Origin of the sequence: Xanthomarina sp. F2636L, from assembly GCF_026410195.1 — a bacterium.
Taxonomy (GTDB): domain Bacteria; phylum Bacteroidota; class Bacteroidia; order Flavobacteriales; family Flavobacteriaceae; genus Xanthomarina.
Window position 1 is genome coordinate 430486 of the sequence record NZ_JAPMLM010000055.1, and the last position, 22321, is coordinate 452806.

Consider the following 22321-nt stretch of genomic DNA (forward strand, 5'->3'; position numbering starts at 1 on the left):
TTTAATATCGAATTGTAAAAGTACAAAATGAATTTAGAAGAAAGAGAAATATCATACACAACTACCAATAGCTATTCCACATTAAACAGCTTAACTTCTAAAACTAAAAATGTTTGGTTTGTTTGTCATGGGATGGGATTTTTAAGTCGTTATTTTTTAAGATATTTTACGGGTTTAAATTCAGATGAAAATTACATCATTGCACCACAAGCCCAAAGCAAATATTATTTACCTCCTAAACAAAAACATGTTGGAGCTAGTTGGTTGACTAAGGAAAATACGCTTAAGGAAACAGAAAATGTTATGACTTATTTTGATGCTGTATTTGAAGCTGAAAATATTCCAAAAGATAAAAATCTAATAGTTTTAGGCTATTCTCAAGGTGTGAGTGTCGCATTGAGATATGTCGCAAAAAAGAAATTGAATTGCAAGCAATTGATTATGCATTCTGGAGGAATCCCAATAGAATTAGAACCTCAAAATTTCGAGTTTTTAAACGCTAAAGTTTCTATGATTTATGGCACAGAAGATCCATATCTAGATGAAAAACGCATGGAACAAGAAACAAAAAGAGGCAAGAAACTGTTTGGAAAGAACTTAAATATTATTTCTTTTGAAGGAAAACATGAAGTGAATATTGAGCTTATCAAGGTTTTAGTTTAAAAACATGAACATACCTTTTTTAGAAAATAGCCATGTAAAACTCTCTTTACTAGATTTAAGTAATTACACGCATTTACAAGATATTGCAGCTGAAAATGATTTAATTTTCTACTCTCCTAGCGATATTTCTACTTTAGAAAAATTTAAAGAGTATGTTCAAGTTGCTGTAGATGGCTATTATCATAAAACCATCATACCGTTTATTATTTACGATAAAACTAAACAAGCTTATGCTGGAAGCACACGTTTTGGACTAATAAATTGGGAAAATAAAACCTTACATATTGGCTGGACTTGGTTAGGAAGAGATTTTCATGGTACAGGTTTAAATAAACAAATCAAATTTTTAATGCTTCAATATGCTTTTGAAACTTTAGAGTTTGAAAAAGTTGAATTTAGAATAGACGAGCGAAACGTGCAGTCTAGAAAAGCTGTTGAAAAAATTGGAGCCAGCTTAGAAGGGATTTTAAGAAAAGACACCTTAATGCAAGATGGATATAGAAGAAATACGTGTTGCTATGGCATTTTAAAAGAGGAATGGCCAGATATAAAAACAAATATTTTTTCTAAGACTTTTTAAGGAAATCCAAACAATAGAGACTTACGTACAAGAGACGCTGAAAAAAGTAAAACTTTATATAAACTTTTGTGAATTATAGCGTTTTTCTAATCCCAATAAAGACAAAAATCATGACAGAATATAGTATAAAAAACGGTATGATATAATCTTTAAAACCTGAAACTAACATGATGCTAATTACTAATAATTGGAATCCAAGACCAAAAGTGGATACTAATGTCATCAACCAATTTGGAAAGTTTTTGCTTTTGGCAGCACTTCTATCTAGCCTATAAATTATTTTATCAAATCCTCCGTAAAGAATTTTATACAGACCAAAAAGGATGTTTACATGCTTTTGTTTTTCTCCAGGTAAAGCAATTGGAACTTCATTTTCAAAAACACGACTAGTAGTGTCTCCATTATGTCTATTTCTTAAAATAGTATAATAATAATTATATAAAGTACCTTGAAGTTGAATTCCTAGGAAAGCCAGAATACAGCTAAATAAATTAGAATCTGTAATGTGCCAAATTGCTAGAAAAATAAGTAGATTTAATAGGATATCTGCAACAGAATCAAAATAACGCCCTGTATATGAAGGTGTTTTTTTTATTCGTGCCAATTCTCCGTCTGCTGCATCTAAAACTGATTTCAGAATTAAGAAGAATCCAGCTGCCAAAAATTGATTGTTCAAAATGCATATAATTCCAATAATCCCTGAAACAATAAAAGAAACTGTTACATGAATAGGTGTTAACGAGGTGTTTTTAATAGAAGTTGCTAGAATTCTGGCAGGAATTCTACCATAATCTGAAAGATCTATAAACTTGTGCTCCTTGGGTAATTTAGACATTTATGGCTTTTTCTAATCAGCATTTCTTAATGTCTTAGTTCCCTAAACATCAATTGCATTCTAATAAGTTGCAAAGATAAGACTTATAAGAGAATCTCTTTTTTTCTATTTAGAAAAAGAGTTTAAAAAAATTTCAGAATTTATAATGGTCTAAAAATTTAAATCTTATTCAAATACTAATTAATCAGATTCTCAATTATTGTTTTAGTAGGCAAAATAGCATGGGTATGCTCAATACTTGGTCCTGCAACCCAAACCGTTTTGTAAGTTGCTTGAGTAGCTGCTTTGGTAGTGGCGTTCATTCCTATTGAAAAACGAATCATTTTCACCCATTTTTTAAGTTTTTTATTTTTATTTAAAATAGATTCTAGCTTAGATTCTTTTGTTCCAATTTTTTGAACATATGGCGTATTGATAACCGTACAAGGCGTTCCAGAAATACGTTGCGTCATAACAATATCTTTGGCGCCATAATCTACACAAGCTTGCTTATATTCGTCTGTAACTCCTGCTTCGATAGAGGCAATAAACGGACTTCCAACAGAAACCCCAGCTGCTCCATAACTAAGCATTTTATCAATATCTGCTTTACAGCCAACACCACCTGCAGAAATAACTGGAATAGAAATGTTTTTAGTTAATAGCTCTATTAATTCTTGAGGTGAAAGATCCCCTCTATGGCCACCTGCTTGGTTATTGACACATATGGCAGCATCCGCTCCTAAACTTTCTACTTTTTTGGCAAACTTTAAATCGGTAACATCGCAAAAAACTTTAATTCCAACAGCATGCGCTTGATTGATGGTTTCTTCTGGACTTCCTAAAGAAGTAATAATAAAGTCACACCCTTCCTCGCATAATACACGAAGTTGCTCTTTGTATTTTAAATTGGATTTATTTACAATTAAATTATACCCAAAAGATCCACCTTCTACTTTTGCAGCTTTTAATTCTTTTATAGAGGCTCTCAAATCGTCTAAGGTTCTATAATTTAAAGCTGGAATACAACCGGCAATTCCACCTTTCATGGCTTCAATAACCATTGCTGTATTAGAAACTAAAAACATGGGAGCTTGAATAATTGGATGTGTTATGTTTAAGAGTTGGGTAAGTTGCGTTTGCATGTGTTTTTATTTATTTAAAAAGAACCTTCTAAGTTTTAAAACCTAGTAAATTTAGATTACAAATATAAATCAATTTATTATGCATGCATAATTTATTTATACGAATGCCTTTTCATAAATATCTTTTTAAAAAAGTTTTAATTCTTGATTTTTCTAGGGACTTTTTCTTTGTTTTCGGAAAGTGAATAAATAGTCCATGCCATTATAACGGCATTTTTAATTACGTCCTGTTCTGGCACATATTCCAACAAATCCATTTCTGAATGATGTGTTACCGAATTATAATCCAAAGGATCCTGAATAAACTGAAAAGCTGGAATATTGTAATGATCAAAGGTTTCATGATCTGTAGACAAAGTATTTTCAATAGTTAAAATACCTTCAGTAATATCTGATATAGAAGAAAACACCTCTTTAAACACAGGTTTTGCCAAAGCATTATCTTGAAGATACAAGCCTCTTATAGCTCCTGCTCCATTATCTAGATTTAAATAAGCAGACACTTTAGTTGATGCTATATTTGGTTTCTCACCTAATATCCCATAATGATTTTTAGCAAATGCTGCAGAACCTAAAAAAGCTTGCTCCTCGCCTCCCCAAAGTCCAATTTTAATAGTTCTTTTTGGTTGATATCCTATAGATTTAAGTATCCTTAAAGCTTCTACTAAAACAATAGAATTTGCTCCATTATCTGTAGCTCCTGTTCCAGCATGCCAAGAATCGAAATGAGCTCCAACTAAAATGGTTTCGGACTTTAATTTTTTATCAGTTCCAGTTAATTCAGCAATAACATTCACATTGTTTTCTGGGTTTGAATAAAAGGAAGTTTCTAAGTTTAAACGAATTTTAGGAATCACATTTAAGTCAATCATTCGTGCCAATCTGCCAAAATGTTCAGGCATAATGGTAAAGTATGGCAAAGGTTTTAATTGTCCATTCTTATAAAAATAGGTGCCATCTGGATGTAAAACACCTAAATACATGGAACGCGACATTAAAACAGCTAAAGCGCCTTCTTCATCTAAAAACTTAAGAAAGGCTTCTTCTCTAACATCAGATGTTTCCCAAGATTTAAATAGTTCAGGCAGTGGGGTTTGTTTAACCATTGCTGAATCTAATTGTGCCATCTTATTTAAATCGTTTTCATTATACCTCTTAAATAGTGTATCGTTTAAAGATTTTTTAGATGGGATCTTTCCTAATAAAACTATTTTATCTTTTAGTTTTCCAGAAAACTCTAATTTTAAGGAATCTAATGATTTATTACTTTTTATATGGACCACATCTCCAGTAACAATACCAGGAGTACTTTTTGTCATGGCTAAAGGGTAAGCTGAAATATGCATATAGTTTGGAGAAACCATTTCCACATGAAAGCTTTCCATACTCCAACCACGACATTCCTCGCAATAAGATTCAAAATGCACATTTTGCAAACCTAATGAAGTCATTTTATCAGACATCCAAGTAGCTGCAGCTAAATACTCGTTCGAACCTGTTAAACGTTGTCCATAAACATCTGAGAGTTCGCCTAGCATAGACATGGCTTGAGAGTTTTTAAAACCTTCGTTCTTAATCTTTTCAAGCATCACCTCTTTAGAAGTCACTTGTGAATATCCATTAAATAAAAACCCTACAAAGAATAGGGAAAAGAAAAGAGATTGTAATTTCATGATTATGACTTTAAAAAATTAAACTCGAATGTAAGAAAGAAAAGAGATATTTCTATGCGTTACTAGAGAATAATTATTTACAAAAAAAAACGCAATCAACCCCGATAATTATCGGGAGATTGCGTTTTTCATTGTTTTAGATAACTCTATTTAATAAGAACCTTCTTCTTCAAGGTTCCATGATTAGTTTCAATTTTTAAGAAGTATACTCCTGAATCCAAATTTCTAGTATCAATATAATCTAAATTACCTTGCAGATTCAATAATTCACGACCCTGATTGTTGTAAAGTTTTGAATTCTCCAATAGTATGTTTGAATTCTTTTTAAGAAAAATACCATCATCAGCAGGATTTGGGAATAAAACTACAAAATCGGCAATACTAAATTCTTCGATGGTTAAATTACAAGTACTCGCCATACCACCATCAAAAATACTCCATCCTCTATCATTAACTAATAAATCTCTACTAACTTGGTCACAAAACTTCACTTCATCGGCTCCCAATAATATATTCTCTATTCCTGAATTCACCCAATTTAATAATAATGCATCATAATTTATGGTATCAATATTTGTTAAGGATATAAACGCATCTAAGCTATTAACATTAGAAAAATTCCAATTTTCTAGTGGTTGATTGAACTCATAAGAGAAATAAAACATTTCCACCATATCATTTACATTAGAAACATCCCAGTTATTTAATGGTTGATTAAAAACTGGAGTAGATCTAAACATACTATTCATATTAGATACATTGGAAACGTCCCAATTATTTAATGGTTGATTAAATTGACTTGCATTATGAAACATGTCTTCCATTGTAACAACATGAGATACATTCCAATTATTGAGAGGTTGGTTGTAATTGAAGGCAAATATGAACATAGAGGACATATTATTTACATTCGAAACATCCCAATCATTAATTTCTTGATTAAAATTATAGGAGCTTTTAAACATGCCACTCATATTGTTTACATTAGCTACATTCCAATTGTTTAACGGTTGATTAAAATTTTCTGTATAACTAAACATCTCAAACATGTTGGTAACATTAGATACGTTCCAGTCATCAATATGTTGATTAAAACTTTCTGCATCATAAAACATTCTAGACATGTTAGTAACATTAGATGTGTTCCAGTTGCCAATTGGTTGATCGAAAACTTTAGCTTCAAAAAACATGTAACTAGTATTTGTCGTGCTAGATAAATCCCAACTACTTAAAGGTTGATTAAATACTGTTGCTTTCTCAAAGATCCCTTTCATGCTTGTAACATTAGAAACATTCCAAGAATTAATATTTTTATTAAAACTACTTGCTTCAGAGAACATTTCTTCCATATCTATCAAACTAGTGGTATACCAACCTGCTAATTCCTGATTAAAATTAGATGCTAATTGAAACATAGTTGTCATATCAACAACATTAGAGACATTCCAATCATTTATAGCGCTATTGAAACTTGAGGCAATCTTAAACATCGAATTCATATTAGTAACATTTGAAACATCCCAATTATTAAGAGGTTGGTTAAAGTTTTGAGCACTATAAAACATATTCTTCATATTGGTAACACTACTAGTATTCCACGAATTCAAAGGTTGATTAAATGAAAGTGCATTGTTAAACATACCTTCCATTGTAGTTACATTTGAAACATTCCAACTATCAAGAGGTTGATTAAATTCTGTAGCTGACCTAAACATTTCAAACATATTAGTTACATTAGAAACATCCCAATTATCTAGAGATTCATTTAAATTGGAGCAACCAAGAAACATTCTACTCAAATTAGTTACCTGACTCAAATTTGGACTGTCTTGAGCATTTATATTTAAATTATAACAGTCTTTAAATGAATTTGACATTGAAAGCCATACTATATCTCCCCATTGTTCTACACTCATTAATTTATAATTAGAATATAAAACACTGAATTTAGGAAATTCTCCAGTTATACTTACAGTATAAATACCTGCAATATCATATTCATGATTAATGGAACTAGTGACATTATTAATTACTGTTCCATCACCAAAATCTATATTATAATTATAAGTAAAACCACCAGTATCATAAGGATTCAGGATTGTAATATTTAAATCTCCATCATTAACCTCCCAAGTAGTAATAAAAGGCTCTTGAGCTTGAACAAATGCAGTAAATAAAGTTAAGAATAGGGTTAAGTAAATGTTCTTCATAAGTAGATAGTTAATTTGGAAAAACTAAATATCTATAAAATTTTAAACATAAAAAAACGCAACCAAATAAATGATTGCGTTTGTTATATATGTGTTCAGTCGTATAAGATCCTTCGCCTTAGCTCAGGATAAGCGATACACACAATTTTGCTTTACAAAATTGGTTCTCTGCTTACTTCACTTCTTCGAAATCCACGTCTTCTACGTCGCTTCCTTCGTTAGCATCTGTTCCTCCAGCATTTGCTTCAGGTCCACCTGCTTCAGGTCCACCTTGTGTTTCTGCTTGAGCTTTGTACATTTCTTCGCTAGCTACTTTCCATGCTTCATTGATTTTCTCTAAAGCTGGATCGATAACTGCAAGATCTTTAGTTTCGTATGCTTTCTTCAATTCTTCAAGAGCTTCTTCAATTGGTTTCTTTTTATCATCAGATAATTTTTCACCAAATTCTTTTAGTTGACTTTCAGTTTGAAAAATCATGGCATCTGCAGCATTCAATTTATCTGCTTTTTCTTTAGCTACCTTATCTGCTTCAGCATTTGCTTCGGCATCTTGTTTCATCTTTTGGATTTCTTCTTCAGTCAAACCAGAAGATGCTTCGATTCTAATATCTTGTGTTTTATTCGTAGCTTTATCTGTAGCAGTTACATGAATAATTCCATTTGCATCAATATCGAATGTTACTTCAATTTGAGGTGTTCCTCTTTTTGCTGGTGGAATACCATCTAAATGAAAGCGTCCAATAGTTTTATTGTCGGCCGCCATAGCTCTTTCTCCTTGTAATACATGGATTTCAACAGATGGTTGATTGTCTGCAGCTGTAGAGAAAACCTGACTTTTCTTTGTTGGAATGGTCGTGTTTGCCTCAATAAGCTTTGTCATTACATTACCCATAGTTTCAATTCCTAAAGATAAAGGTGTTACGTCTAATAATAGAACGTCTTTAACATCTCCAGATAATACACCACCTTGGATTCCTGCTCCTAAAGATACAACCTCGTCTGGGTTTACGCCTTTACTTGGTGCTTTTCCAAAGAATTTTTCAACAGCATTTTGTACTGCTGGAATACGCGTAGAACCACCTACTAAAATAACCTGGTCTATGTCGTTTTTAGACAAACCAGCTGCTTTTAATGCAGACTCACAAGGAGCTATCGTACGTTTTACTAAATCGTCAATTAGTTGTTCGAATTTAGAGCGTGTTAAGGTACGTACTAAGTGTTTTGGTCCACTAGCAGTTGCTGTAACGTAAGGTAAATTGATTTCTGTTTGAGCAGAAGATGATAATTCAATCTTCGCTTTTTCTGCAGCTTCTTTTAAACGTTGTAAAGCCATTGGGTCTTTACGTAAGTCTATATCCTCTTCAGATTTAAATTCGTCTGCTAACCAATCTATTACTTTTTGATCGACATCATCACCACCTAAATGGGTATCTCCTTCTGTAGAAAGTACTTCAAAAACGCCATCTCCTAATTCTAGGATAGACACGTCATGTGTTCCTCCACCAAAATCAAAAACTGCGATTTTTTGGTCAATTCCTTTTTTATCTAAACCATAAGCTAATGCTGCTGCTGTAGGTTCGTTAATTATTCTTCTAACTTTTAAACCTGCAATTTCACCGGCTTCTTTAGTAGCTTGACGCTGACTATCGTTAAAATAAGCAGGAACTGTAATAACAGCTTCTGTAACAGTCGCTCCTAAATAATCTTCTGCTGTTTTCTTCATTTTTTGAAGAATCATAGCTGATAATTCTTGAGGAGTGTATAAACGTCCTTCAATATCTACTCTTGGCGTATCGTTATCACCTTTTACTACTTTGTAAGGTACACGTCCTGCTTCTGTATTAGACTCAGAATACTTATTACCCATAAAACGTTTAATAGAAGAAACCGTTTTTGTTGGATTTGTTACTGCTTGACGTTTTGCTGGATCACCAACTTTAATTTCGCCTCCTTCAACAAAAGCGATAACAGATGGTGTAGTACGCTTACCTTCTGCGTTTGGGATAACAACTGGCTCATTACCTTCCATAACAGAAACGCAAGAGTTTGTTGTTCCTAAATCGATTCCAATAATTTTACTCATAATAATATTTGTTTTTATAAATTCCCGTTTTCGGAAACGTTGTGTTCAATTTTAAATTCGGAATGTATAAGTCAATGATTATGCCATGTCAAAAAATATGACATGATGTCACTTTTTAGCAAAAAACTTTGTTTTATTTCTTATATTAAGTGGCGAAATCTCTATATATTTGTAGTTACCTTAAAGAGGAAATATCATGATGGAATGTATTTCAGTTTTCGATATGTTAAAAATAGGTGTTGGACCTTCAAGCTCACATACCCTAGGACCATGGCGAGCTGCCGAGCGTTGGATAGAAGAACTTAAAAAAGCCAATAAATTTGATAAAGTGGAACAAATTTCTGTAGATTTATATGGTTCACTTTCTTTAACAGGAAAAGGTCATGCTACAGATTATGCAGTAATGCTAGGTTTAAGTGGTGGCGATCCTGAAATTATTCCCATAGATACCATTGAAAAAATTATTAGTTCTATTAAGATTAATAAAAAACTTCATTTTAATAATGAAAAACAACTGCCCTTTCACCCGGAAACAGACATTGTTTTCAACCGGAAATTTCTTCCATATCATGCCAATGGCTTAAGTTTTACTGCAACTATAAATGGTAAAAAATCAAAATCGACTTTTTATTCTATTGGGGGTGGATTTGTTGTGAAAGAAGAACGAAAGAATTCAAAAAAAAATAAAGAACTTTTTCTAAATACATTTCCTTATCCAATTGTTAAAGGAACTGAACTTTTAGCCTATTGTTCTCAGTTAAACTTACCTATCTCAGGAGTGGTACTTGAAAATGAAAAATCGCTTAGAGATGAAAAAACCATAGATTTTGAATTGCAACGAGTTTGGATGACTATGTTAGAGTGCATGTACACTGGCTGTCATACCGAAGGAAATCTTCCGGGAGGCTTAAATGTAAGACGTCGTGCTTACGATATGCATCAAAATTTAAAAGGAGACTTACCTTATGCTGATCCTCAAGAATGGTTGGAAACCATTAGAAAAACTGAAGTGAAATTTAGACAAATCCTTAAATGGGTTAGTTGTTTTGCCTTAAGTGTTAACGAAGTAAATGCCTCTTTAGGTCGTGTCGTTACAGCCCCTACAAATGGTAGTGCTGGCGTAATCCCTTCGGTACTTATGTATTATATGGTAATAGAAAATCACGAAGCAAATTTCGAGCATATTAAGCGTTTTTTATTGGTGGCTGGCGAAATTGGTAGTATGTTTAAAAAGAGTGCTACTATATCTGCTGCCATGGGAGGCTGTCAGGCTGAAATTGGTGTATCGTCTGCCATGGCAGCTGGTGCCCTATGTGAATTACTAGGTGGTTCTCCAGAGCACGTATTGGTTGCAGCTGAAATTGCTATGGAACATCATTTAGGTTTAACTTGCGACCCTATTGGAGGTCTGGTTCAAATTCCATGCATTGAAAGAAACTCTATGGGAGCCATAAAAGCCATTCATGCTGCAGAAATAGCCTTAGAAACCGATCCTGCAAACGTAAAAGTCCCTTTTGATAAAGTGGTTTCAACCATGTGGGAAACGGCAAAAGATATGAGCTCTAAATACAAAGAAACAAGTGAAGGTGGCCTAGCTGTTGGAGTAAACGTCCCTGACTGTTAAACCCAATCTAGATCTTTCCTAAACGAAGACTTTCATGCCTTTTACTAAAAACTGTATCAGAATACTAAGATCAGTAACTAATTTTAGGTAGGAGTTTTATTAAACTATCAATTATTTAGTATTTTTACATCCATAAAAAACCAAACAACATATATGTCTGTAGCAAAAAAAGAATACAAAAGGATTACTGTTAAAACCTTAGTTGATATGAAAACTAATGGTGAAAAAATTTCCATGCTTACAGCCTACGATTATACCATGGCCAAGATTGTTGATGGCTCTGGAATAGATGTTATTCTAGTTGGAGATTCGGCAAGCAACGTGATGGCTGGTCATGAAACCACCTTACCTATTACCTTAGATCAAATGATTTATCATGCCTCTTCAGTTGTAAGAGCTGTAGAGCGCGCCTTAGTAGTGGTAGATTTACCTTTTGGAAGCTACCAAAGCGATCCAAAAGAAGCTTTGCGTTCTGCTATTAGAATTATGAAAGAATCTGGAGGTCATGCTGTAAAATTAGAAGGAGGCAAAGAAGTTAAAGAATCTATTAAACGTATTTTAAATGCTGGAATCCCTGTCATGGGTCATTTAGGTTTGACACCTCAGTCAATTTATAAATTTGGAACTTATACCGTTCGTGCAAAAGAAGAAGAAGAAGCTGATAGATTAAAACAAGATGCGCTAATGCTTGAAAAAGCTGGTTGTTTTGCTATTGTTTTAGAAAAAATACCTGCAAAATTAGCTCAAGAAGTGGCTAAAAGCGTCTCTATTCCCGTAATTGGTATTGGTGCTGGAAATGGTGTCGATGGACAAGTATTGGTTCTTCATGACATGATTGGAATGACACATGAATTTCATCCTCGTTTTTTAAGACGTTACATGAATTTATATGAAGACATGACAACTGCCATTTCTCAGTATGTTACAGATGTAAAGACGGAAGATTTCCCTAATGAAGAGGAACAGTACTAGTTGTTAGTTGGTAGTTGGTAGAAAATAAAATCTGTGATAATTCGTGAAATCTGTATCTAAAGTACTTTCAACAAAAGAAAACCTTCAAGTTTTATACGAAGACAATCATATTATCATTGTAAATAAACGTGCAGGAGATATTGTTCAAGGAGATAAGACTGGAGACAAACCTTTAAGCGATGTTGTGAAAGACTATATTAAAGATAAATACAACAAACCCGGTAACGTCTATCTTGGTGTGGTTCACAGATTAGACAGACCTACTTCTGGAGTGCTTATGTTTTCTAAAACAAGTAAAGCTTTACCCAGACTTAATAAATTATTTGCAGATAAAAAAACCAACAAAACCTATTGGGCTTTAGTAAAACAAGAACCTCCAAAAAAACAGGACTCCTTAATTCATTGGTTACGTAAAAATCCGAAAAATAATAAATCTACAGCTTTCCCTAATGAAGTTCCCGGTGGTAAAAAAGCCATTCTTCATTATCAGGTGATTAAAAAATTAGATAATTATTTTCTTTTAGAAGTTGCCTTAGAAACTGGCAGGCATCATCAAATACGTGTGCAATTGGCAAGTATAGGTTGTTCTATTAAAGGCGACTTGAAATATGGTTTTGATAGAAGTAATAAAGATGCCAGTATTAGTTTGCATGCTAGGAGTCTACAGTTTACACATCCTGTTTCCAATGAAGATATAAATGTAACTGCTCCCCTACCTAAAGATCCTGTTTGGGATGCTTGTGTATCTTGATAAACAAATTTTATATATAGCCTATACGATAAGCGGACAAATAGCAAAAAGCTAAATTCAAGTTTTTCGGACGTTCAAAAAAAAACAAACCCTCCTACTAGTCCTCCAATTGTTATTCTAGCCACCTCCCTTTAACTAAAACTAAAGTGAGAAACCAAATTGTCAGTTTTTATTATACCTGTTTAGGTTATTTTCAAATTCAGCTTCAATTTCGAGTTCAAGCTCAGTTTCGTTTTCAAGTTCAATTTCCAGAAACTAAAGGGTACGTAATTGTTAGCTTAACGCCTTCATTTGGTCTAGAGAATAAATCAAACTTAGCTTCAATTAACTCTGCCCTACTTTTCATATTAATAAGCCCAGAGCCTTTTTCTGCTTTTTCAACATCAAAACCTTTTCCATCATCTGTAGCAACAATTAACAATTGGTTTTCTGAATAATCCAATGCAACTTTTAGGTTTTGGGCTTCGGAATATTTTACCGAATTGGAAAAAAACTCTTGTAGTATTCGGAATAAAATAATCTCATGCTTTTTATTTGACAAAGGCTGTTTTGTGCCTTTTATATGCAATTCGGCTGAAGCAAACTTCATCCGCTTCAATCGGTCCAATTCATTAGTAATAGATTTTTCAAAACCTATATTTAGAATCACATCATTGTTTAAAGATTTTGACAAGGAGCGTACTTCTTTTAAGCTTTCCTTAATGGTGCTTGTGGTGTCGTTAAGACTTCCTTTTAAGTCTTCTGGAATTTTTGATGATATCATATTTAACTGCATGCTGGCATAAGCCAAAAGTTGCCCTACATTGTCATGCAATTCCCAGCCAATATGCTTTAAGGTTTGTTCTTGAATTTCAGTTTGGGTTTGAGCAATTTCTTCGTCGAAAGCTTGTTGTTGCTTTATTTTATCTAATAATAGTTTGTTCTTTCTCTTTTGAAAAACAATAAAGAAAATAACAACCAAAGAGGTTACTATAAGTAGTACTCCAATCATATAGATTAGTAAATAACGCTCAGCAGAAGTCGATACGGTTGGTTGTGCTTGTAAAAAGATATTAATTAATGGAATCATTTTTAGGTTTTAAGGCTATTAGGGCAAGGGCAAAAGAAAGATACATAAACATCTTTGCATATAACATAATCATCCATTTTAATTCAGCTTGAACCGGATCTGTATCTGCATTGCCACAAACAAAGTGCACTAATGGCATGGTCATAAATAACCAAATTAGAAGTATGGCACTTATATAGAAATGAATGTCTTTATGAAATTTCAAGACATTATTGCTTCGTAACATTTCATATAAATAAAAAATAGCAGAAAGCATGATTAAAGACATATGCCCTATTCGTATAATTTTATAGGTTCCATTGAAAAACTGGGAGAAATTGAATGCTATAGTAACCAAGGAAATTATTAGGAATAAAAAAACAGCGTATTTAAGAAGTAATTTTAAAAAGTCTGTTTGTAATACTTTTCGATAATACCAAACCAAAAAAACAGCAGAACCAATATACCAGGTTAAAGTTATCCACCAAAAGTTAAATTTAATTTGGGTGTTTTCTATTAAATAAAACAAATCAAAATAATTTAGAAACCATCCATAAAACCCAAGCACCTCTGCAGCAAGGACATAAAATAAAAAGTATATAAAATACTTTACAGCTGTATGCTTATAATTATTAAACACTAGTAATCCAGTAATAGCGGCTATAAAAACAACCGCTAAATTTACATTCGAGTAATTCACAAGCAAAAAATCTTTCACCTTTCTAAAATTTTATAAGTAAAATACTAATCTTCAATTTAATATAATTATTTGAAACATCTACAGAAGGTGTTCGCTATTTTTAAACTTAAACAATTATCTTTCATGTTCTGGTTTACACCAAACTAAGGCAAAAGCAAATGTGCTATACATTAAAACATTTGATATTAACATGATGTACCATTTTATTAGGACAAAGTCCCTATCTGCTTCTATAAAATATTTTTCAAAAAAACTTAATGGTGTTGTAACAAGCCACCAAACAAATAGGGTTACAGAAATATAAAAATAAATAGATTTTGAAATATTTGTAAGCTTTTCAGAATTTATCAATTCAACAAAATAAAAAACCAAGCTCAATAGAATAATAAAAACACTTAAAATACTTAAGTATTCTACTCTATTAGAAAAAAATTCATGAGGATCAAAAATGATGCTGGTTAATAAAATCAACAAATAAATATATTGACAAACTTTTATAGTTTTTTTAAAAGTGAGCGACTTGTATCTTAAACTAAAAAACCAAGAATAAAATAGGGTTGCTGCAGACGTCCAGAAAAGAGTATACCACCAATAATTTCGTTCAATTAAAGTGTCTTCTATTAAATACTCTAGGCCATAATCCTTTAAATGACGAGGATAATTACCAATGGTTTCCACAAAGACAATCCAGCCTAAAAACCAAATAAAATATTTGACTTGGGTATTTTTATACTTTTTATAGACTATAATACCAACAAGAAAAGCTAATATTTCAACACTCTTATTTAATAGCGTATAATACTCGTATAAAAATTCTCTCACTATTTATTTATTCTGAATAATTGATTCTTGAACATATTAAACCCTAGCCTATTAAGCCACTTCTCCTTCGGTTGGATAAGCACCTAAATACATGCGGACACCATCCATAGTGTAACCTAGTACTTTAGATTCTTTTTCGGCATAATTTTTAAATTTCATAGTCTTATTTTATAATTAGATTTCTTGTTCTGGATCACACAAAATTAATGCTAAAGAAAATGTTGAATACATAAATAAGTTTGAAAATAAATACACATTACTTCTTAAATTTAAATAACCAATATCGTAAGCAGAAAAATATGCTTCATAAAATAATAGTGTGGTTATAATTAACCACCATAAAAACATAGTTATGCTAACTATTGAATTTAAAGATTTATAAAATACCAATATTTTATCACTATTGAGGATTTCAATAAAATACAATGAAATGCAATTTAGAATGACTAAAGCCCCAAAAATATTGACAAACTTTAATAGTGAATTAAAGAATGCATCTACATTTTGGCTAATATAAATAATAGAACTTGCTAAAAATATCAAACAAATATATTTTACAATTTTCTTAAAGGTTCTATTTTTTAGTATCACGTAATAATAATAAGACATAAATAAAACACTTCCAATATTCCAAAAGATTGTGAACCACCAAAAATTTCTACTAAAATAGGTACCTTTCAAGTAGTTTCCTAAACCATGAAGCTCTTCAATTTCTATAACATAAGAAGGATAACTCCCTATAAAATCAACTAAAGCCACATAAACTAAATAATATATAAAAATTTTGCTGTTATAATTCCTATATTTTTTATAAAACATAATACCTATAACAGCACACACAACTAAAATTAAATCATTTAATTGTGAGCCATAATTATATATAAAATCTAACATGATTTATTGTGGGTAATTAGCTGGTGGTGGCATTCCAGGCTGTCCTCCATTTAAACCTCCTCCAGGAATATCACCACCTCCAGGTGGCAACATATTAAATAAAGTACTATTTCCTTGTGAAATATTTTCAACGCCTGTTGGCACTAAAAACATGGTGGTGTAACCAACTTCTCTGTCGGTTGGATAAGCGCCTAAATACACACGTACACCATTCATGGTGTAACCCAACTCTTTAGATTCGTTTTCGGCATAGTTTAAATAATCTCTCATATCCTTTAAAGACCACCAAGAAGATCGGTTATCTGGACGCATGACTATAGAATCGCTAATCAAAGCATGTCTGCTGTTAAAGGCTTGATCTAAGGTTCTGGCTTCTTCTGGAGTAATAAGTCCTTTTGGAGCTACAATAGCTATTTGTGTACTGGTTTCACAGGTTGAGCAAAAATAGTAGGTAGCTAAAGCGCCTATAAGAACTCCTAAAATTAATGAGCCTAATTTTTTCATAGTTAAAGTGATTGGTTAATAGATTCTAAATGTATTAAAAAGATTGAAATTTCCTTCAATAATTGTTAATAAATGGTACTTTTTAATATTCTAAAAATATAAAATCTTATAAAATTCCTATTTTCTAAGGAATTAACCCAACCAACCGTCTCTATCTAAACTTCTGTATTGAATGGCTTCGCTAATATGAGTGCCTTGTATGTCTTCACTAGCTTCTAAATCGGCAATGGTTCTGGACACTTTTAAAATTCTGTCGTAAGCTCTAGCTGAAAGATTTAAACGTTCCATAGCTGTTTTTAGTAACTGCATAGACGCATCATCTAACACACAGTGTTTTCTAATTTGCTTGGTGTTCATTTGTGCGTTGTAATGAACCGTTTCCGAATTTTCAAAACGTTTAGTTTGAAGAATTCTTGCTGCTGTTACTCGCTTCCTGATGTCAATAGACGACTCTCCTTTTCTGGTATCTGACAATTTTTCAAAAGGTACAGGAGTCACTTCAATATGAATATCTATTCTGTCTAATAAAGGACCTGAAATCTTACTTAAATAGCGTTGCATTTCGGCTGGAGACGAGGTTACTGGTGAATCTGGATCGTTAAAATAACCACTCGGACTCGGATTCATGCTAGCAACCAACATAAAAGATGATGGATACGTAACCGTAAACTTAGCTCTAGAAATGGTGACTTCCCTATCTTCCAACGGCTGACGCATGACTTCCAGAACTTCGCGTTTAAACTCTGGTAGTTCGTCTAAAAACAAAACCCCATTATGCGATAAAGAAATTTCCCCAGGTTGTGGGTAACTGCCTCCTCCAACAAGTGCGACGTTCGAAATCGTGTGATGAGGGCTTCTAAATGGGCGTTGAGCCATAATCCCTGTGTTTTCTTTTACTCGTCCAACAACCGAATGTATTTTTGTAGTTTCTAAGGCTTCGTGTAAGGTCATAGGTGGTAAAATACTAGGCAAGCGCTTGGCAAGCATGGTTTTTCCTGCTCCCGGAGGTCCAACCAAAATAATATTATGTCCTCCAGCGGCTGCAATTTCCATACAGCGTTTTATGGATTCTTGGCCTTTTACATCGGAAAAATCAAACTCTGGAAAATTAAGACTTTTATTAAATTCTTCTTCAACATCAATAATAGTTTGCTCTAAAGGTTCTCCTTTATCAAAATAATTAATCACTTGCTCGATAGATTCAACTCCATAAATGTCTAATCCAGAAACAATAGCAGCTTCTTTGGCATTCTGAATTGGAAGTATAAAGCCTTTAAAACCTTCTTCCATAGCTTTTATAGCAATAGGCAAAGCACCTCTTATGGGTTGTAAAGAACCATCGAGAGATAATTCACCCATAATAAGAAAATCTTCTAAATCTTCGGCTTGAATTTGATTGGTTGCTGCCAAAACACCTATGGCTAAGGTTAGATCATAGGCACTTCCCTCTTTTCGTAAATCGGCTGGAGACATGTTAATAATGATTTTCTTCCCTGGGATTTTAAAACCATTGTTTTGTAAGGCTGCAGCTATTCTAAAATTACTTTCTTTAATAGCATTATCAGGCAATCCCACTAAATGATATCCAATGCCAGTATCCGAATTCACTTCAACTGTAACAGTTGTAGCTTCCACGCCAAACACAGCAGATCCAAAGACTTTTTTAAGCATAATTGATTGGTTTCCATAAATGTAAGAAAAAACATTTACTAAAACTATGACTAAATGCCCCAAAAGAGTGATTCATAAATCTGAAATAAATCATTTAAAACAAGCGTTTAGATTGGTATATTTGTGATTGAAGCTATCTAACAGATATTTTTATGTATAAAATAGTTTAAAAGATATATGCTGATCTAATAAAAAATTACGTTTTAAAATTTACAAATACCATGAACAAACCATCCTTTATAAAAAACCTAACATTACCAGCAGTTGCTGCTCCCATGTTTTTAATTTCTGGCCCACAATTAGTAATAGAATGTTGTAAAAATGGCATTGTTGGAACATTTCCTGCTTTAAATCAAAGGACAAGTGAAGGTTTTGAAGCTTGGTTGATAGAAATAAAAACAGCACTTTCTGAATTTGAAAAAGAAACAGGAAAAAAGGCTGCTCCTTTTGGTGTTAATTTAATTGTTCACAATACCAATCCACGTTTGCAAGCAGATTTAGCGCTATGTGTCAAACACGAAGTCCCCTTAATTATTACCTCTTTAGGAGCTGTTGCAGAATTGGTAGATGCTGTTCACTCCTATGGTGGCTTGGTGTTTCATGATATTATAAAAAAACGTCATGCCGAAAAAGCTGCTGAAGCTGGAGTTGATGGCTTAATTTTAGTATCTGCTGGCGCTGGCGGACATGCAGGCACCATAAACCCGATGCCATTAGTAGCTGAAATTAAAAGCTTTTTTAAGAAAACCATCATACTGGCTGGAACCATCAGTACAGGTCGTGATATTGCTTCTGCTTTACAAATGGGAGCCGATTTAGCTTATATGGGAACCCGTTTTATAAATACTCAAGAAAGTAAAGCCCCAAAAGAATACAGAGAGATGATTATGGATGCTGGAGCAGACGATATTATTTATACAGCAGCTATTTCTGGTGTTGCAGCTAACTTTTTAGGCCCAAGTATAGAAGCGATGGGGATTACGGAAGAGATGCTTAAAAGAAAGAAAAAAATAGATTTTGGGGAAGAACTAACCGTCCACAAAGACGATGCGAAAGCCTGGTCTACCATTTGGTCTGCTGGACAAGGAGTCACCAATATTCTTGATGCTCCAAAAGTTGCTGAGCTGGTTGTTGAACTTAAAAAAGATTTTAGAGCTGCTATTGAAGAACAGACAAAATATTTGGAAGTTTATAAGTAATGTATTAACTTTATTTTATCTGCTTAACACAGGTTACACAAGGTTACCTTAAGATGTTTTTGACATCTAAGCAAAATAAAACTTTAGCCACCGTAAATAATAGAATTCAGAATTTTAGGTCAAAAAAACTGCAGGTTACACCATATAGGCAACACTCTTAAACACTTATAAATAGAGAACTCCATGAGGTTCCCTCGTAGATACTCCATATTAAAGCCATACAAACCCTATGGCAAAGCCATATAAACCTTATGTTAATGTGGTGTCAAATAAATAAATTCAAAATAAGTATTCCAGTCAGTAAGGCTTTTTAGCCTTGCGCCCATACACGAAAATCAAACCTTCTTAATAAACTCTAAAGCCCGCTTTTCATTATAATAAAACCCACCTCTTTGAAAAAAGCCGACATGTCCTCCATGTTTTGGCATTTCTAAAAATAAATTCAGATTGTTCTTAGCTTCTTTTACTGGATAACATTCGGCCGATAAAAAAGAATCGTTTAAGGCATTAATAAGCAAGGTTGGAATTTGGATATTTGGAAGAAATTGCAAGCTAGAACTCTGCTCATAATAATCAAAAGCATCTATAAACCCATGAGCTTTAGAGGTATACAAATTATCGAAGTCGTATAAAGTTTTAATAGAAGTAATATCTGTATCTTTCAATATATCAACATGTTGCTTGGATTTTAAAAATAATTTAGTCTTTAAATTATTTTTAAATTTATCATGAAACGCTTTATTCTTTAAGGTGTGTAATTCTTTGGCAGAACCTGCTAAATAACAAGGTACAGAAACAGCTATTCCTGCTTTAATCTGCTGGGGAATATTTTGAGTTTCCCCTAAGTATTTTAAAGTAACATTGCCTCCCAAACTAAACCCCTTTATATAAATATCAGAGTAATTTGTGGAATTTAAAACATGTTGAATCACCTGTTTTAAATCTTCAGTTTCCCCAGAATGATAGGAACGATAAGATTTATTATCTTCTCCACTACAACCACGAAAATTGACAGATACAGCATCAACATGATTCTGATTAAACAGCTTGGCAGTTCCAGTCATATAATGTCTTTGTGCATTGCCTTCTAAACCATGTAGTATAATAATGAGCTTATCTGCTTTTCCTTCAGAATAACTCCAATCTAAATCCAGAAAATCGCCATCAGACAAGGTGATGCGCTCTCTTTTTTGAACTAGCCCGTTTACTTTTCTAATTAAACCTGAGTAAACGGTTGCTATAAATCCGTTTCTGAAAAAAAATGGAGCTTTATATGTAGATTCAATAATAGGCATTTTCTATACTTCTAGATTTGTAAATTTGAATGTATTTCCATCAAACAAGCCTTTATCGCTTAATTTCAAGGAAGGAATTACCAACAAAGCCATAAAACTTAAAGTCATATAAGGTGCATATAATGTGCTCCCCAATTGTTTTGCCATCTGGTCTAATTCAGCATATTGTTTCCCAATGGTTTCGGCATCCTGATCGCTCATGATTCCTGCAACTGGTAATGCCACCACTTTTTCAATTGTTTCTGAAACTGCACAAATTCCTCCTTTGTTTTCAATAAGTAAATTGACAGCTTTACAAATAGCCTCATCGCTGACTCCTACAGCAATAATATTATGAGAATCATGGCCAACAGAACTAGCAATAGCACCTTCTTTCAATCCAAAATTCTTTATAAAAGCAATGGCGGGTGTCTGGTTTTGATATCTATTGACAACCGTCATTTTTAAAATGTCTTTGTCAACATTTGAAACCAGATTCCCATCTTGCAAAAGACTTTCTTCAATGAGTTCATTGGTTACCAACTGTCCTTCCAAGGCTTCAATAACTCTAATCTCTTTCGCAGAAGATTCAAGTCTAAAATCTAAAACGTCTTTTTTATCAGTATTAAAATTGTTTAGAATTTCAAAAGGGACAGATTTAATATTTGAAACATCTTGGTCGAAAACCAATTCTCCATTAATATAGGTTTGTAGCGTTTTAAAATCTTTTAAATCTTCAACGACGATACAATCGGCAAAATCCCCAATATTAAGTAATCCCACATTTAGATTGTAATGTTTTACAGGATTGACACAAGCTGCTTGTAAAACCTTGAAAACATCCATGCCTTTAGCTATAGCTCTAGCGCATATATTATTAATATGATGCAACAGTAAGTCGTCTGGATGTTTATCGTCGCTACAAAACATGATATTTTCAAAATACTCAGGAAGCAAATCGATAAGCGCTTCAAAATTTTTAGCAGCCGAACCTTCTCGAATGAGAACTTTCATTCCTTTTTGAAGTTTTTCCAAACCTTCTTCATAGGTAAAACACTCGTGATCTGTACTTATTCCTGCTTGAATGTATTTGGTAACATCATTTCCTCTTAAACCAGGTGCATGTCCATCTACAGGTTTGTTGTAGTGTTTTGCCCATGCTATTTTTTTTAACACTTCTTCATCATCGAATAAAACACCAGGATAATTCATCATTTCAGCTAAATATTTAATATCCGGATTTTTCATTAACAATTTAATGCCTTCAGAATCAATCACAGCTCCTGCAGATTCAAAAGATGTTGCCGGGACACAAGAAGGCGCTCCAAAATTGAATTTAAAAGGCGTTTTCTTTCCGTTGCTAATCATAAATTCTACGCCTTCAACTCCTAAAACATTAGCTATTTCATGCGGATCTGAAACGGTTGCAACAGTTCCATGTTTTACTGCGATTCTTGCAAATTCACTTGGAACTAACATGGAACTTTCAATATGAATATGGGCATCTACAAAACCAGGAAGAATATAATTGTTGACTTCATGATGCTTTTCTTCAATAGTTAAAATCTTGCCGTCTTTAATAGTGATTTCACCTTTGTAAATACGTTTATTTGGTATATCTACTATGTTTCCTTGAAGTTTCATTAATACTTAATTAAGTTTATAATTATTCAAATATAAAAAAAGCGAGAACT

The 22321-nt window shown here is 32.9% G+C and carries 19 protein-coding genes; 6 read left to right on the forward strand and 13 right to left on the reverse strand.

The genetic code is table 11. The features are described from left to right. The first annotated feature begins 27 nt into the window (after window positions 1–27). Both OS191_RS03035 and OS191_RS03040 read left to right on the forward strand, forming a co-directional pair. Window positions 28–663 (forward strand): alpha/beta hydrolase, encoded by a 636-nt coding sequence (locus OS191_RS03035; protein WP_267154235.1) that lies wholly within the window; start codon window positions 28–30, stop codon window positions 661–663. A 4-nt stretch (window positions 664–667) separates the two neighbouring features. Further along, window positions 668–1243, forward strand: coding sequence for a GNAT family N-acetyltransferase (locus OS191_RS03040; protein WP_267154236.1), 576 nt, complete (start codon window positions 668–670; stop codon window positions 1241–1243). 73 nt (window positions 1244–1316) lie between these two features. Here OS191_RS03040 and OS191_RS03045 read toward each other — a convergent pair whose 3' ends face one another. The 5 genes from OS191_RS03045 to dnaK all read right to left on the reverse strand — a co-directional run bounded on the left by OS191_RS03045 (window position 1317) and on the right by dnaK (window position 9168). Then, the gene (locus OS191_RS03045; protein ID WP_267154237.1) at window positions 1317–2078 is read right to left on the reverse strand and encodes a CDP-alcohol phosphatidyltransferase family protein; all 762 of its coding nucleotides are present in this window, start codon (window positions 2076–2078) and stop codon (window positions 1317–1319) included. Window positions 2079–2254: 176 nt separating this feature from the next. Further along, complete coding sequence (locus OS191_RS03050) at window positions 2255–3202, reverse strand: NAD(P)H-dependent flavin oxidoreductase (RefSeq protein ID WP_267154238.1); 948 nt, start codon at window positions 3200–3202, stop codon at window positions 2255–2257. A gap of 137 nt (window positions 3203–3339) precedes the next feature. Continuing rightward, entirely contained in the window at window positions 3340–4875 is a 1536-nt protein-coding gene (locus OS191_RS03055) for a M28 family peptidase (protein WP_267154239.1), read from the reverse strand. A gap of 146 nt (window positions 4876–5021) precedes the next feature. Next, window positions 5022–7085, reverse strand: a complete 2064-nt coding sequence (locus OS191_RS03060; RefSeq protein WP_267154240.1) for a BspA family leucine-rich repeat surface protein — start codon at window positions 7083–7085, stop codon at window positions 5022–5024. Window positions 7086–7257: 172 nt separating this feature from the next. Then, window positions 7258–9168, reverse strand: coding sequence for a molecular chaperone DnaK (dnaK, locus tag OS191_RS03065; protein ID WP_267154241.1), 1911 nt, complete (start codon window positions 9166–9168; stop codon window positions 7258–7260). Window positions 9169–9367: 199 nt separating this feature from the next. Here dnaK and OS191_RS03070 point away from each other — a divergent pair, with 199 nt between their 5' ends. The 3 genes from OS191_RS03070 to OS191_RS03080 all read left to right on the forward strand — a co-directional run bounded on the left by OS191_RS03070 (window position 9368) and on the right by OS191_RS03080 (window position 12515). Then, a complete protein-coding gene (locus OS191_RS03070) occupies window positions 9368–10792 on the forward strand; it encodes an L-serine ammonia-lyase (protein WP_267154289.1) in 1425 nt (474 codons plus the stop codon). A 153-nt stretch (window positions 10793–10945) separates the two neighbouring features. Then, window positions 10946–11764, forward strand: a complete 819-nt coding sequence (gene panB / locus OS191_RS03075) for a 3-methyl-2-oxobutanoate hydroxymethyltransferase (RefSeq protein WP_267154242.1) — start codon at window positions 10946–10948, stop codon at window positions 11762–11764. A gap of 43 nt (window positions 11765–11807) precedes the next feature. Continuing rightward, window positions 11808–12515 (forward strand): RluA family pseudouridine synthase, encoded by a 708-nt coding sequence (locus tag OS191_RS03080; protein ID WP_267154243.1) that lies wholly within the window; start codon window positions 11808–11810, stop codon window positions 12513–12515. Window positions 12516–12756: 241 nt separating this feature from the next. On the opposite strand, the gene OS191_RS03085 is transcribed toward OS191_RS03080, so the two are convergent. The 6 genes from OS191_RS03085 to OS191_RS03110 all read right to left on the reverse strand — a co-directional run bounded on the left by OS191_RS03085 (window position 12757) and on the right by OS191_RS03110 (window position 18154). Beyond that, a complete protein-coding gene (locus OS191_RS03085) occupies window positions 12757–13584 on the reverse strand; it encodes a sensor histidine kinase (RefSeq protein ID WP_267154244.1) in 828 nt (275 codons plus the stop codon). After that, window positions 13568–14281 carry a hypothetical protein gene (locus tag OS191_RS03090; RefSeq protein WP_267154245.1) on the reverse strand — a complete coding sequence of 238 codons (714 nt, stop codon included), beginning with the start codon at window positions 14279–14281 and terminating at the stop codon, window positions 13568–13570. Before OS191_RS03090 ends, OS191_RS03085 begins: the two co-directional genes overlap by 17 nt. Window positions 14282–14377: 96 nt before the next feature. After that, on the reverse strand, window positions 14378–15085 hold the full coding sequence (locus OS191_RS03095) for a hypothetical protein (protein WP_267154246.1): 708 nt from the start codon (window positions 15083–15085) through the stop codon (window positions 14378–14380). Between the two features lie 174 nt (window positions 15086–15259). After that, on the reverse strand, window positions 15260–15979 hold the full coding sequence (locus OS191_RS03100) for a hypothetical protein (protein ID WP_267147838.1): 720 nt from the start codon (window positions 15977–15979) through the stop codon (window positions 15260–15262). Between the two features lie 3 nt (window positions 15980–15982). Then, window positions 15983–16483 (reverse strand): hypothetical protein, encoded by a 501-nt coding sequence (locus OS191_RS03105; protein WP_267154247.1) that lies wholly within the window; start codon window positions 16481–16483, stop codon window positions 15983–15985. Between the two features lie 132 nt (window positions 16484–16615). Next, window positions 16616–18154 carry a YifB family Mg chelatase-like AAA ATPase gene (locus OS191_RS03110; protein WP_267154248.1) on the reverse strand — a complete coding sequence of 513 codons (1539 nt, stop codon included), beginning with the start codon at window positions 18152–18154 and terminating at the stop codon, window positions 16616–16618. Window positions 18155–18375: 221 nt separating this feature from the next. On the opposite strand from OS191_RS03110, the gene OS191_RS03115 reads away from it, so the two are divergent. Further along, window positions 18376–19353: an NAD(P)H-dependent flavin oxidoreductase gene (locus OS191_RS03115; RefSeq protein ID WP_267154249.1), complete on the forward strand. Its 978-nt coding sequence runs from the start codon at window positions 18376–18378 to the stop codon at window positions 19351–19353. 335 nt (window positions 19354–19688) lie between these two features. On the opposite strand, the gene OS191_RS03120 is transcribed toward OS191_RS03115, so the two are convergent. Both OS191_RS03120 and ade read right to left on the reverse strand, forming a co-directional pair. Then, complete coding sequence (locus tag OS191_RS03120) at window positions 19689–20648, reverse strand: YheT family hydrolase (RefSeq protein WP_267154250.1); 960 nt, start codon at window positions 20646–20648, stop codon at window positions 19689–19691. Window positions 20649–20651: 3 nt separating this feature from the next. Beyond that, window positions 20652–22271, reverse strand: coding sequence for an adenine deaminase (ade, locus tag OS191_RS03125; protein ID WP_267154251.1), 1620 nt, complete (start codon window positions 22269–22271; stop codon window positions 20652–20654). Window positions 22272–22321 lie beyond the last annotated feature (50 nt).